A 13,099-nucleotide genomic window follows, 5' to 3' on the forward strand; every position below is an offset into this window, starting at 1 on the left:
CGTCAGGCCTGCGGCCTGCCACCTCCCCGCGAGCGGGGAGGATAGTTATTCGCCAAAAGCCCGCTTGATCAGGTCCTCGGTCGAGGGGTCGAACTCCTGCCCGCCCTGATCGGCCGCCTTGGCCATTTCCTTGCCCAGCTCGACGCCGAACTGGTCGAAGCTGTTGATGCCCAGCAGCACGCCGTTCACGAACACGCGGTGCTCGTAGAATGCGATCAGCGCGCCCAGCGTGCGCGGATCGAGCGTGTCGAGCAGGATGGTCGATGACGGACGATCGCCCGAATAGCTGCGCGCAGGGTCGTCGACCTTCTTGCCCTTCATCAGCGCCGCACCCTGCGCGAACGCATTGAGCAGCAGCTGGCGGTGATGATCGTCGCTCAGCACATCGCCCGGCTCGATCACGGCGATGAACTCGACGGGCACCAGGTGCGTGCCCTGGTGGAGCAGCTGGAACACCGCGTGCTGCGCATCGGTGCCGACGCCGCCCCAGGTGATGGCGGCGGTCGGGCGGCCGACCGGCTGACCGTCGACGGTCACACCCTTGCCGTTCGACTCCATCTCCAGCTGCTGGAGATAGGAGGGCAGGAGGCGCAGGCGCTCGTCATAGGCGAAGGGCGCGCGCGTCTCGGCATGGCGGACCTGGGTGTAATAGAGGTCGGCAAAGGCGGCGAGCGCGGGTGCGTTCTGGCTAAGGTCGGTGAGGCGGAAGTGGCGGTCCATCTCGGCCGCGCCCTCCAGCAGTTCCTCGAACGCATCCCAGCCCAGGCCCAGCGCAGCGGGGAAACCGATGGTCGACCAGAGCGAATACCGACCGCCGACCGACTCGGCGAAGGGCAGGATGCGCGTCTCGTCCACGCCCCATTCGACCGCCTTTTCGGGATTGGCGGTCAGCGCGATCACCTTGCCATAGGGATCCTCGACACCGCTCTCGGTCATCCACTGGAGCGCCGAGGTGGCGTTCAGCATCGTCTCGGTGGTGGTGAAGGTCTTGGAGGCGACGACCAGCAGCGTGGCGGCGGGGTCGAAGCGTTTGAACACCTCCTCCAGCGCGACGCCGTCGACGTTCGAGACGATCGCCACGTCGTAACGGTCGCTGTCACGGCCCAGCGCGTCGACCAGCAGGTCGGGACCGAGCGCCGAACCACCGATGCCGATATGCAGGACATGGCGGATCGGGCCGAGCGCCTCGGCCTCGATCGCGTCGATCAGCGCGCGCATCCGGGCGTGCGACTGGCGCGCGGTGGCGACGCTTTCGGGATTGCCCTCGCCACGCTCGGCGGTGTGCTCGACCGCGCGGCCTTCGGTGACGTTGACGACCTCGCCGCCGAACAGCGCGTCACGCTTGGCGGCCAGCCCGCTTGCCTTGGCGAGTTCGGCGAAGGCGGCGACGGCCTCGCGGGTGAGGTGCGTCTTGGACCAGTCGAAATGGATGCCCGCCACGTCCAGGCTGAGCGAGGCCAGCCGGTTGGGATCATTCGCGAAAAGATCGAGAAGCGGGGTCTGCGGGAGCGATTCGATCGTCGACCAGTCGGCAGCCATGATGCCTGTTCCTTCCTTGCGCGTGCCCCGAAGGGCTTCCCTCACGGCGTTAGCCAAAGCGGGCGGGCAAAGCCAAGCCTTAGATTGGTATGGTGGGCATGTTAGCGAGGCCCCGCCGCACGGATGGTGTCGAACGCCTCGTTGACCGTCTCGTCCGATACGGACAGCGCCCAGTTTCCAAACAAGCCCGGCAAACGCCTGAACAGAGCGGGGCGGTCAGCGGCCAGTACTCTTGCGTGATGAAAGGCTCCGTCGCCATGCTTTAGTAGATTGGCAAGCAACGCCAGAAAATCCAATCGCGTATCGATGGGATAATGAGCCGCCATACCCCTTTTTAGTACAGCGTAATTGTCATTGCGCCCATTGAGTTTGGTGATGGATCGGGACCAGCTTTCCCAATAATGGAATGCGCTTATTATAAATGCTTCCCGCACAACTCGAGCCGATAGGGTGGTGCCCATTGCAGCGTAATCCAACGCATGTTGGGTGCTGTGAACAAGGACGCGATGCTCGCCCTCATATTCATATTCGCTGTCGTCTGAGCCACTTTTGAGGTAATTTATCGCAGCCCGATTGGCAGCGTGTGTGGCAACATCCAACGCTGAAGCGGATAATTGATAGGCATCGCAAATTCGATCAATGCCGGACTGGTAAAGAAAAGCGATAGTTTGCGGTGGGAGTATTGTCATCGCATTTGCCTTATCTCCACCAAGCTTTCGATGTGTCCGTACTACCGATGCTTCCCCGCCACCGGGTCACGGACCACGCCGACATCGGCGAAGCGCTTCGGTTCGGCGGGGTGGGGGGCGGGTTCGGCCAGTTCGCGCTGCCAGTAGCCGACGTCGATCCAGCGGCCATGCTTGTGCCCGACCTCGCGGAAGACGCCCGCGCGGCGGAAGCCAACGGCTTCGTGCAGCTTGATCGAGCCGTCATTGGGCAGCGCGATCACGCCCATCGCCTGGGTGAAGCCTTGCGCGGTCAGCGTGTCGACCAGTGCCTCGTACAGTAGCCGCCCGATGCCCGAACGCTGCGACACGTCGGCGACGTAGATGGTCGTCTCGACCACCCAGCGATAGGCCTCGCGCTCGCGGAAGCGCGCGGCATAGGCATAGCCGATCACCGCATCTTCACGGCCTTCTTCGTCGGCCAGCGTCGCGACGATCCAGGGATAGAGGCCGTCCGCCCCCTCCATCCGCGCGCGCATCATGTCGGCGTCGGGGGCCTGGGTCTCGAACGACACGACGCCCGCCAGCACATGCGGCGCATAGATGGCGGCGATGGCGGCGGCGTCATCGGGGCGGGCGGCGCGGATGGCGATCATGGGGCTTTGCGTCTCCTGAAGCGATGAGACTGGGTAGCGCGGGGGGCCGTGCTGCGGAAGGGGCCAGCATTCTTTGCCTTTTGCGCCAAGTCCCCCATCCGTTCGCACTGAGCGAAGTCGAAGTGCACGCCCCGCGCTTGAGACGAGGGCGTCCCTTGGCCTTCGACTTCGCTCAGGCTGAAGGGGAGTGGGGGAGGCTGGGCATTGTCTGCGCGTAAAAGTTACAGCCCCAGTCGCGCGATCAGCAGGTCGAGCAGCCGCTCGTCGCTGGCCGTGCCCACCGGACCCAGCGCGCCGCACTCCAGGCATTTCGCCTGGACCGAGCCGCCCCGCGCCAGCCGCGCGACATCGCCCAGCGCCCGCGCCGCGACCGCGCGGCGTTCGGCTGCCGCGATGGCGAAGACGTCGCCGCCCTGCTGGCTGTCATCGTCGCTGTCGAACCCTTCGACCAGAGTCGCGGCAAAGCCCGGCTTCTTTTCCAGATATTCGGCATGAACCTTGGCCGGGTCCAGCTTGGCGCGGCGGGCGGCCTCGGCGATGGCGTCGGACAGGTTGCCGAATCGGTCGACCAGTCCGATCTGGCGCGCGGTGCCGCCGTCCCAGACGCGGCCCTGCGCGATGGTGTCGACCTTTTCGGGCGTCATGTGGCGCGATTGGGCGACGCGGGTCAGGAACTGGCGATAGCCATTCTCGATCCCCGCCTGCAGGATGGTGTCGAGCATCGGTGTCGTCCCGCCCAGCACGTCGGGCTGGCCGGTCAGCGGCGTGGTCTTCACCCCGTCGGTGGTGACGCCGATCTTGGCCAGCGTATTCTCGAAGGTCGGGATGATGCCGAAGATGCCGATCGACCCGGTGATCGTGCCCGGCTCGGCGAAGATCAGGTCGGCCGGGGTCGACACCCAATAGCCGCCCGACGCCGCGAGGCCACCCATCGAGACGATGACGGGCAGCTTCTGCCGCTTGGCCTCAAGGATCGCCTGGCGGATTTGTTCGGAGGCCAGCACCGAGCCGCCCGGCGAGTCGACGCGGACGACCAGCGCCTTCAGATTCTTCTTGGCCAGGCCGTCGAGCAGTGCCTTGGACACCGTCTCACCCGCCGCGGTGCCGGGACCGGCCTCGCCATCGACGATATTGCCCGCAATGGTCAGCACGCCGATCGCATCGCCCTTGGTCGGCAGCGGGTTCGCCTTGACCCAGGCGGCATAGGAGATGGTGCGGAACGCGCCTGCGGGCTTGTCCGCCTCCGCTCCCGCAATCTCGGCCACGCGCTTGCCGAAGGCCAGCTTGTCGCCCAGCTTGTCGACCAGACCGGCCTTCAGATTGGCATCGGCGATGCTGCCGTTCGCGGCGAGCACGGCGCGGTCGGGCTGGGTCAGGAAGGCGTCGATCTGCGCCTTGGGCCGGGCCTTGGCGACCGCTTCGCGCCACTGGGCGAACAACGTGCCGTACAGCGCCTGCGACGCGGCGCGCGCATCGGGGCTCTGGTCGCTGCGGATATAGGGTTCGACAAAGGACTTGAACTTGCCGACGCGGTAGACATGGGTGGTGACGCCCAGCTTGTCGATCAGGCCCTTGTAATAAAGCTGGTTGCCGCCCGGCCCGGTGAATAGCGTGCCACCCAGCGGGTTGACCCAGATCTCGCTGGCATTGGCGGCCAGGCGATAGGCGCCGTCGGTATAGGCGGTGGCATAGGCCAGCACCGGCTTGCCCCCTTTACGGAAGCGCTGGATCGCGTCGCCGACCTCTTGCAGGGTCGCGGGGTATGCGCCGCCGAACGCATCCAGGTCGAGGACCAGCAGTTTGACGCGGCCATCGTCCTTCGCCGCGTCGATCGCGCGGACGAGATCACGCAGGCGATATTGATGCGGCACGCTGCGCCCCGACAGCATGGCGAGCGGCGCGATCGCCTCGGGCTGTTCGACGATCGGGCCGTCCAGCTTCAGCAGCAGCGCGCCGTCGGTGATCGCTTTGGTCCCCGGCCGGGCGTTGAGCGCGGCGAAGATCAGGCCGAAGAACAGCAGCATGGCGGCCAGCACCAGGAAATCCTTGATGCCGACCAGCAGCCGCCACGCGCCCCGGACCAGCCGCCACCCGCTGCGCCGTCCGGGCTTGCGCCCCGGTCGGCTGAAATCCTGGTCGAGCGGAGAGGCGGGCGGAAGCGCGTCGGCGCGGGCGTCGGTCATTCCCTATCGCTACCCCAGCGACGAATGCTCGGCAATGGTCCGTGTTAGCGAGCCAATACGCGGGGCGGGCGGCCCCGATTTTGTTCCCACCCGCGCCACGCTTCGTCGAAATTTTTTGCAGGCGGGCGTTGACGCCCTGAATGCCCGTTCACATATCCGGGGCGTTGGCACTCGCATGGCTCGAGTGCCAGAAAAGTGTAACACGCCAGATTAAAGGGACATGGCAATGAACTTTCGTCCGTTGCACGACCGCGTTCTCGTCCGTCGCGTCGAGGCCGAGGAAAAGACGGCTGGCGGGATCATCATCCCGGATACCGCCAAGGAAAAGCCCCAGGAGGGCGAAGTCGTCGCCGCCGGTTCGGGCGCGAAGGCCGAAGACGGCAAGGTCACGCCGCTGGACGTGAAGGCGGGCGACCGCATCCTGTTCGGCAAGTGGTCGGGCACCGAGGTCAAGGTGAACGGTGAAGACCTGCTCATCATGAAGGAATCGGATATCCTCGGCATCATCGGCTGAGCGACCGGTTTTCCTCCCGTTTTTTCTGACATTCTATTGAAAGGGTAGCCACCATGGCAGCCAAGGAAGTCAAGTTTTCGCGCGACGCGCGTGAGCGCATCATGAAGGGCGTCGACATCCTCGCCGATGCCGTCAAGGTCACGCTGGGGCCGAAGGGCCGCAACGTCGTGATCGACAAGTCGTTCGGTGCCCCGCGCATCACCAAGGACGGCGTTTCGGTCGCCAAGGAAATCGAACTGAAGGACAAGTTCGAGAATATGGGCGCGCAGATGGTGCGCGAAGTGGCGTCGAAGACCAACGACATCGCCGGTGACGGCACCACCACCGCGACCGTCCTGGCCCAGGCGATCGTCCGCGAGGGCATGAAGTCGGTCGCGGCCGGCATGAACCCGATGGACCTGAAGCGCGGCATCGACATCGCCGTCGCCAAGGTGACCGAGGACATCAAGTCGCGCTCGAAGCCCGTGTCGGGTTCGTCGGAAGTGGCGCAGGTCGGCATCATCTCGGCCAATGGCGACCGTGAAGTCGGCGAGAAGATCGCCGAAGCCATGGAGAAGGTCGGCAAGGAAGGCGTGATCACCGTCGAGGAAGCGAAGGGTCTCGATTTCGAGCTCGACGTCGTCGAAGGCATGCAGTTCGACCGTGGCTACCTGTCGCCCTACTTCATCACCAACCCGGAAAAGATGACGGTCGAACTGAACGACCCGTACATCCTGATCCACGAGAAGAAGCTGTCGAACCTGCAGGCGATGCTCCCGATCCTGGAAGCTGTCGTCCAGTCGGGCCGTCCGCTCCTGATCATCGCCGAGGACATCGAGGGCGAAGCGCTGGCGACCCTGGTCGTCAACAAGCTGCGCGGCGGCCTGAAGGTCGCAGCGGTCAAGGCACCGGGCTTCGGCGATCGTCGCAAGGCGATGCTGGAAGACATCGCCATCCTGACCGCGGGCGAGCTGATCTCGGAAGACCTGGGCATCAAGCTCGAGACCGTTACCGTCGGCATGCTGGGCACTGCCAAGCGCGTCACGATCGACAAGGACAACACCACCATCGTCGATGGTGCGGGTGAAGCCGACGCGATCAAGGGCCGCACCGAGGCGATCCGTGCGCAGATCGAGAACACCACCAGCGATTACGACCGCGAGAAGCTCCAGGAGCGTCTGGCCAAGCTCGCTGGCGGCGTCGCCGTCATCAAGGTCGGCGGTGCGACCGAGGTCGAGGTCAAGGAGCGCAAGGACCGCGTCGACGACGCGCTGCACGCGACCCGCGCGGCCGTCGAAGAGGGCATCGTCCCCGGTGGTGGTACGGCGCTGCTGTATGCGACCAAGGCGCTGGACGGCGTCAAGGGCATCAACGACGACCAGACCCGTGGTATCGACATCGTTCGCAAGTCGCTGACCGCGCTGGTTCGCCAGATCGCCCAGAACGCCGGTCATGACGGTGCGGTCGTGTCGGGCAAGCTGCTCGACCAGAACGACACCTCGTTCGGCTTCAACGCGTCGACCGATACCTATGAGAACCTGGTGACGGCTGGCGTCATCGACCCGACCAAGGTCGTGCGCACCGCGCTCCAGAACGCGGCGTCGGTCGCAGGGCTGCTGATCACCACGGAAGCCACCGTGGCCGAGCTGCCCGACGACAAGCCCGCCATGCCCGCCGGTGGTGGCATGGGCGGCATGGGCGGCATGGACTTCTAAGTCGGATCGGGGACCGGCGGGGCAACCCGCCGGGAACCGGACCGGCCTTGTCCTTGCGGCACAGCCAAAAGAGGGCCTGGGGAGCGATCCCCGGGCCTTTTTTTTGTCTGTTCAGTTATCCCACCGATCGTTCAGCCTGAGCGAAGTCGAAGGCCACGCGACTCGCTTGGCGCTAGGCCGGGTCGTGCGCTTCGACTTCGCTCAGCGTGAACGGTGGTTGGGGGTGAGGCCTACTTCCCAGGATCACGCCGGGTGCCGCGCTCCCTACATCCGTTCAGCCTGAGCGAAGTCGAAGGCCATGGGACTCTCCGGGGAAGACGGCGGGGCGTGCGCTTCGACTTCGCTCGGTGGGAACGGGGTGTGATGGTCGGGGGGCGATAAAAGGCCCCGCACCCCGCAGGCCCCGTACCCCGGCGAAGGCCGGGGTCCAGTTTCGGTGCGCTCGAGGTGGCGCTGGACATGGCGTGGAGGCAAAACCTACGCACATCGTCACGGCCTCCGCCGGGTACGGAAGGCGGCATGGAAAAAGGCGGCCGGACCTTCGCCCGACCGCCTTTTCCGTAATCCGAAAGTCAGACCCGCTTACGCGCCCGCGTTCTTCAGCGCCGCCTGCACGTCCGGCCAGCTGACCGCGCCCTTCAGCGGCTTGCCGTTCAGGATGAAGGTCGGCGTGCCCGTCACGGTGCCGTCGGCACCGCGATCCTGGGTCTGCTTGGTCAGGCGGTCGATCTGCGTCATGTCGCTCAGGCACTGGCGCGCCTTGGCTTCGGGAATGCCGCGCTGCTTGACGAAGTTGATGAGGTCCATCTGGTCGGCCAGCGCCTTGATGACGTCGACCGGCTTGGCGTTCTGCAGCGCCTTCTGCTGCTCGGGGCTCATCGCCTGGAGCTTGTCGTTGAAGCCCTGTTGCGACTGGTACATCTGTTCCAGCACCGGGAAGAAGGTCGCCTCGCCCGCACAGATGCCGAGCAGCGCCGGGGGAAGGTCGGGCGCGCCGTGGATCAGGAATTCGCGGAATTCCCAGCTGACCTTGCCCGACTTGACGTAATTGTTCGTCAGCGGCTCATACCCCTCGCGCGCGAAGGCGCCGCAGGCCGGGCACAGGCGCGAGCCATATTCGACCAGCTTGATCGGCGCGTTGGGGTTGCCCATCACATAGCCCTCGGCGGTCTTGCTGACGACCTGGGTCCAGTCCTGGCCCGCGGGCGCAGCGACCGCGGGCAGCGGCGAAGCGGCCGGGGCGCTGCTGTTGGCGTCGCCATTGCCGCCACCACAGGCGGCCAGCGCCAGCGGAAGGGCGAGGAGGAGGAGACGAGACTTCATCGACATATGCTCCGAAGGAAAAGAAGGATTTAGCGGGCGCCGCCTGCGCGCAGCAGCGGCAGCAGCTTGTCCCAGGTAAAGACGCCCATGGCCTGTTTGCCGTTGATGAAGAAACCGGGCGTGCCCTCGATCGAGTCGGGGGCGGCGGTGGTCATCGCGACGATCCGGTCGGTGGCGGCCCGGTCCGACAGGCAGGCGGTGATCTGCGCATCGCTCAGCCCGGCGCTCTTGCCGATCGCGGTCAGGCCCGATCCGTCTGCCTCGGCACGCATCTGCGCGGCGGCGGGATAGGCGGCGATCCGCTGGCCATTGGCCTGGTCGAACTCCATGCCGCGCTTCAGCCAGTCGCGCTGCTGCGCAAAGATCGTGTCGCTCAGTCCGGCAAATTTGCCCGCCCCGCCGCAGCGCGCGATAAGGGCGGCGGCCAGGTCCAGCCGGTCGCGGATGAAATGGCGGATCTCGATGCTGGTCGAGCCCGACCGAACCATCTGTCCTTTCAGCACGGGGGCCGATTCGGTGGTGAAGACGGCGCAATGCGGGCAGGTATAGCTGACATATTCGACCAGCTTCACCCGTGCCGCCGGATTGCCGATGACATAGGCCCCGGCGGGCGTCTGGGTGATATGGCTCGCCCAGTTCACGCCCTTGTGCTGGGCCTGGGCGGACTGGGCCGAACCGGCGGCCACCGCAAGGCCGAGCGCGGCCAGCGACAGGAAAAGACGCATCACGACACCTTGGGAAGGCCGCGCGTCGCAGCGACGCCCGCGGCAAGCGATTCGAGCACGGCGCGAAGTTCCGGGTCCGCGATCTGGCGCAATCCGTCACCCATTTCCGGCGGCACCGGCTGCGGCTTGGGCGGGGCGGCACGACGCGGCGCGGCCATGGGCAGTTCGCCCTGCCGGATCTGGAGCCGGGCAACTGCGGGATAACCGAAGAAGCGGTTCACCCGTTCGATGATCTCGGGCGCGATATGCTGCATCATCGGCGCGTGCGCCCCGCGCACGACCAGGGTCAGCACGCCGTTCTGCTTCTCGCCCTGCGGGAAGCGAATTGATTCGGGCGCGCTGGCGGTGGACAGGCGGGGGCCGACGATATCGGGCCAGCGGCTGACGATCGCGCTCTGCACGAAGCCGAAGCGGCGAAAGGCCGCGCCGCCGATGGCGGGCAGCAGTTCGGACACCGCGCGGGGGCGGTTGGAACGGGGGGGCGGCTCCTGGGGGGCGCGGACGCGCTTGCTCATATCCGTCCCCATGCCATAGCGGGCGGGTGGACGCCAAGCATTCATCATCGCCCGCCCCCCTGGATGGCGGCCCCGCCGCCCGGCTGCTCGCCTGGTACGACCGCCATGCCCGCGACCTGCCCTGGCGCAGCCGTCCGGGGGAGGTGTCCGACCCGTACCGCGTCTGGCTGTCCGAGGTGATGCTGCAACAGACGACGGTGGCGGCGGTCACGCCCCGCTTCACCGCCTGGGTGGAGCGCTGGCCCGATGTCGCCAGCCTGGCGGCGGCGCCGGACGAGGATATCATGGCCGCCTGGGCGGGGCTGGGCTATTATGCGCGCGCCCGCAATCTGGTGAAGGCGGCGCGGGCGGTGGTCGCCGAGCATGGCGGGCGCTTTCCGACGACCGAAGCAGGGCTTCGCGCACTGCCGGGGCTGGGGGCCTATACGGCGGCGGCGATCGCGGCGATCGCGTTCGGTGAGCGGGCGGTGGTGGTCGACGCCAATGTCGAGCGGGTCGTCGCCCGGCTGTTCGCGATCGAAACGCCGCTGCCCGCCGCGCGGCCCGCGATCCGCGAGGCCACTGACCGGATCACGCCCGATGCCCGCGCGGGGGATTTCGCGCAGGCGATGATGGACCTGGGTTCCTCCATCTGCACGGTGAAGAAGCCGCAATGCCTGCTTTGCCCGATCGCGGTGGATTGCCGGGGGCGGGCGGAGGGGATCGCGGAGACGCTGCCCGCCAAGGCCCCCAAAAAGGCGCGACCCTATCGTCACGGTACCGTCTTCTGGATCGAGCATAAGGGCTGCGTCTGGCTGGTCCGCCGCCCGGACAAGGGGATGCTGGGCGGCATGCGCGCGCTGCCGACCGGGCCTTGGGTCGATGCACGGCCGGGGCTGGCCGATGCGCCGGGGCAGGGGCCATGGACGATGCTGAACGAGACGGTCGTGCATGGCTTCACCCATTTCGAACTCGAACTGGCGCTCGCCCGCACCGATGGCAAGCCGGAGAATGACAGCGCGGGTGAATGGTGGCCGATCGCCGATCTGGGAACCGCGGGGCTGCCTACCTTGTTCGCGCGGGCAGCCGATCTGTTGAAAAGGGTCTGATATCGATGATGCGCCGAGTGATGATGACGGGTGGGGCGATGCTGACCCTGCTGAGTGCCGCCGCCCCCGCGCAGGTGGCGCAGGTGCCCAAGGCGCAAGCCGCCAGCACGCTGCCCGCGACCCAGGCGCTGTTCGACGGTTATGTCCGGTCGGGCAAGATGCCTGGCATCGTCGCCGCCATCGGACGCCCGGGGCAGCCGCCGATGTTCGTGGCGGCAGGCCGGATCGCCGCCGAGCCGAATGCGCCCGCCGCCACGCCCGACAGCCTGTGGCGGGTCTATTCGATGACCAAGCCGATCACCGCCATGGCCGCGATGATCCTGGTCGAGGAAGGCAGGCTGAAACTCGACCAGCCGCTGTCGGACATCTATCCGGCCTATAAGCAGATGCGGGTGCTGACCAATCCGCAGGCCTCGCTCGACAGTCGCCCGGCCACCAACCCGATCACGATCCGCGAACTGATGACCCATACGGCGGGGCTGGGATACAGCTTCACCGCCAAGGGGCCGCTGCTCAAGGAATATGAGCGGCTGGGACTGGTGCCCTTTGCCGCCAATGCGCAGGTCGAGGCCGTGGTCCGTCCGACCCGCCCCGCCACCCTTCAGCAATTCGCCGAGCGCGCCGCCACCGCGCCGCTGATCGCCGAGCCGGGGACGCGGTGGAGCTATTCGATGGGCCTCGACGTGCTGGCGGCGGTGGTCGAGAAGGTGTCGGGCATGCCGTTCGAACGGTTCGTCCAGACCCGTCTTTTCACGCCCTTGAAGATGAACAGCAGCTATTGGCAGGTTCCCGCTTCGGCGGCGAACCGGCTGGTCACCAACTATACCTTCGTGGGCGACACGATGGTGCCGGTGGATCCGGCGGCAACCTCGGTCTTTCGCTTGGCCCCCAGCTTTCCCTATGGCGGCGCGGGGCTGGTCATGTCGGCGCGCGATTATGACCGCTTTCTCCAGATGCTCCAGAATGAGGGGCAGGTCGACGGCGTCCGCGTGATGAAGCCCGAGACGGTGCGGCTCGCCATGTCCAACCTGCTGCCCGCCGGGGTCACCTATGGTTCGGTGACGGGCGCGAGCGGGGGCAGCGGGGGCGAGGTGCCGACGGGTTACGGCGCAGGCGGATCGGTGACGCTGGCCGACACGCCGGGCGGGCCGGGCAAGGGCACCTATGGCTGGGGCGGGGCGGCGGGCACCATCGCCTATGTCGATCCGACCCGGCATGTGCGCGGCACGGTGATGGTCAATTATTTTCCCGCCGACCGTTATCCGTTGCGCGGCGATCTGGCGGCGGCGCTCTACAAGGATCTGGGGCGGATGGCGAAGTGACGACGCTGGGTTTTACCGGCGGGCGGCTGGATCGGGCCGACCCGCTGCGCCACGATCCGGCGGGGTTCGCGGCGGCGCTGGCCGATCCGTCGGCGCGGCTGCTGATGCTGAACGACTATCAGCCGGTGTTGGACGGCGGGCGGCTGGGCTGGACCGCGATCGATGCGGATGCGGTCCCGGAGGATCATGTCCTGCTCGGCATCGAGGACGGGGTGCCGCATTTCGCGCGGCTGACCGGCGAACCGGCGACAGGCCGTTCGTTCGAGATGATCGCGGCGCTGCACGCGCTGGAGGCGGGCGAGGCCGCGACTTATGCGGCGGCGCGATCGGTGCTCGACTGGCATGCGCGGCATGGCTTCTGCGCGAAATGCGGGGCGGCAACTGCGCCGTTCCGGGCGGGCTGGGGGCGGCATTGCCCCGCATGCGGGACCGAGCATTTCCCGCGCGTCGATCCGGTCGTCATCATGATCGCCGAGCATGACGGCCGCGCGCTCCTCGGCCGCCAGCCCGCCTTTCCACCGGGGCGCTATTCGGCGCTGGCCGGGTTCCTGGAGCCGGGCGAATCGATCGAGGAAGCAGTGGCGCGCGAACTGTTCGAGGAAGCGGGCGTGCGGGTGCGCAATGTCCGCTATATCGCCAGCCAGCCCTGGCCGTTCCCGTCGTCGCTGATGATCGCCTGCGTGGCGGAGGCGGTGGACGACCGGCTGACCATCGACACGACCGAGCTGGAGGATGCGATCTGGGTGTCGCGCGACGCGGTGCGTGCGGCGCTGGCGGGGGATGAGTCGCGTTTCGGCGTGCCGCCGTCCTATGCCATCGCGCATACGCTGCTGGAGGCGTGGGCAAAATAAATCCTCCCCGCTCGCGGGGAGGTG

12 protein-coding genes are annotated in these 13,099 nt (G+C 66.9%); 5 read left to right on the forward strand and 7 right to left on the reverse strand.

Annotated elements, in window-relative coordinates:
* Nucleotides 1-45: 45 nt before the first annotated feature.
* The 4 genes from pgi to sppA all read right to left on the reverse strand — a co-directional run bounded on the left by pgi (nt 46) and on the right by sppA (nt 5,043).
* Nucleotides 46-1,539 carry a glucose-6-phosphate isomerase gene (gene pgi / locus SP5_RS03625; RefSeq protein ID WP_042484180.1) on the reverse strand — a complete coding sequence of 498 codons (1,494 nt, stop codon included), beginning with the start codon at nt 1,537-1,539 and terminating at the stop codon, nt 46-48.
* A gap of 101 nt (nt 1,540-1,640) precedes the next feature.
* Nucleotides 1,641-2,228 carry a hypothetical protein gene (locus SP5_RS18995; RefSeq protein ID WP_157013565.1) on the reverse strand — a complete coding sequence of 196 codons (588 nt, stop codon included), beginning with the start codon at nt 2,226-2,228 and terminating at the stop codon, nt 1,641-1,643.
* Nucleotides 2,229-2,269: 41 nt separating this feature from the next.
* Nucleotides 2,270-2,860: a GNAT family N-acetyltransferase gene (locus tag SP5_RS03630; protein ID WP_042484182.1), complete on the reverse strand. Its 591-nt coding sequence runs from the start codon at nt 2,858-2,860 to the stop codon at nt 2,270-2,272.
* 221 nt (nt 2,861-3,081) lie between these two features.
* Entirely contained in the window at nt 3,082-5,043 is a 1,962-nt protein-coding gene (gene sppA, locus SP5_RS03635; protein ID WP_084220550.1) for a signal peptide peptidase SppA, read from the reverse strand.
* Nucleotides 5,044-5,269: 226 nt separating this feature from the next.
* Between sppA and groES the strand changes: the two genes are divergently transcribed.
* Nucleotides 5,270-5,557 carry a co-chaperone GroES gene (groES, locus tag SP5_RS03640; RefSeq protein WP_042484184.1) on the forward strand — a complete coding sequence of 96 codons (288 nt, stop codon included), beginning with the start codon at nt 5,270-5,272 and terminating at the stop codon, nt 5,555-5,557.
* A 53-nt stretch (nt 5,558-5,610) separates the two neighbouring features.
* A complete protein-coding gene (gene groL / locus SP5_RS03645) occupies nt 5,611-7,251 on the forward strand; it encodes a chaperonin GroEL (RefSeq protein ID WP_042484186.1) in 1,641 nt (546 codons plus the stop codon).
* Nucleotides 7,252-7,833: 582 nt separating this feature from the next.
* Here the strand turns inward: groL and SP5_RS03650 are convergent.
* Genes SP5_RS03650 through SP5_RS03660 form a run of 3 tightly spaced genes read right to left on the reverse strand, consistent with a single transcriptional unit; the run spans nt 7,834 to nt 9,814 of the window.
* Complete coding sequence (locus tag SP5_RS03650) at nt 7,834-8,574, reverse strand: DsbA family protein (RefSeq protein WP_042484361.1); 741 nt, start codon at nt 8,572-8,574, stop codon at nt 7,834-7,836.
* Nucleotides 8,575-8,603: 29 nt separating this feature from the next.
* A complete protein-coding gene (locus SP5_RS03655) occupies nt 8,604-9,299 on the reverse strand; it encodes a thioredoxin domain-containing protein (protein ID WP_052811392.1) in 696 nt (231 codons plus the stop codon).
* A complete protein-coding gene (locus tag SP5_RS03660) occupies nt 9,299-9,814 on the reverse strand; it encodes a DUF721 domain-containing protein (RefSeq protein WP_156361024.1) in 516 nt (171 codons plus the stop codon). The genes SP5_RS03655 and SP5_RS03660 overlap by 1 nt, the downstream gene beginning before the upstream one ends.
* 26 nt (nt 9,815-9,840) lie before the next feature.
* Here SP5_RS03660 and mutY point away from each other — a divergent pair, with 26 nt between their 5' ends.
* Genes mutY through nudC form a run of 3 tightly spaced genes read left to right on the forward strand, consistent with a single transcriptional unit; the run spans nt 9,841 to nt 13,075 of the window.
* Nucleotides 9,841-10,902, forward strand: coding sequence for an A/G-specific adenine glycosylase (gene mutY / locus SP5_RS03665; protein ID WP_241823775.1), 1,062 nt, complete (start codon nt 9,841-9,843; stop codon nt 10,900-10,902).
* 23 nt (nt 10,903-10,925) lie between these two features.
* Nucleotides 10,926-12,224, forward strand: a complete 1,299-nt coding sequence (locus SP5_RS03670) for a serine hydrolase domain-containing protein (RefSeq protein ID WP_439645598.1) — start codon at nt 10,926-10,928, stop codon at nt 12,222-12,224.
* On the forward strand, nt 12,221-13,075 hold the full coding sequence (gene nudC, locus SP5_RS03675; RefSeq protein WP_042484191.1) for an NAD(+) diphosphatase: 855 nt from the start codon (nt 12,221-12,223) through the stop codon (nt 13,073-13,075). The genes SP5_RS03670 and nudC overlap by 4 nt, the downstream gene beginning before the upstream one ends.
* Nucleotides 13,076-13,099 lie beyond the last annotated feature (24 nt).

The sequence above is a fragment of the Sphingomonas parapaucimobilis NBRC 15100 genome (assembly GCF_000787715.1).
Classification (GTDB): Bacteria; Pseudomonadota; Alphaproteobacteria; order Sphingomonadales; family Sphingomonadaceae; genus Sphingomonas; species Sphingomonas parapaucimobilis.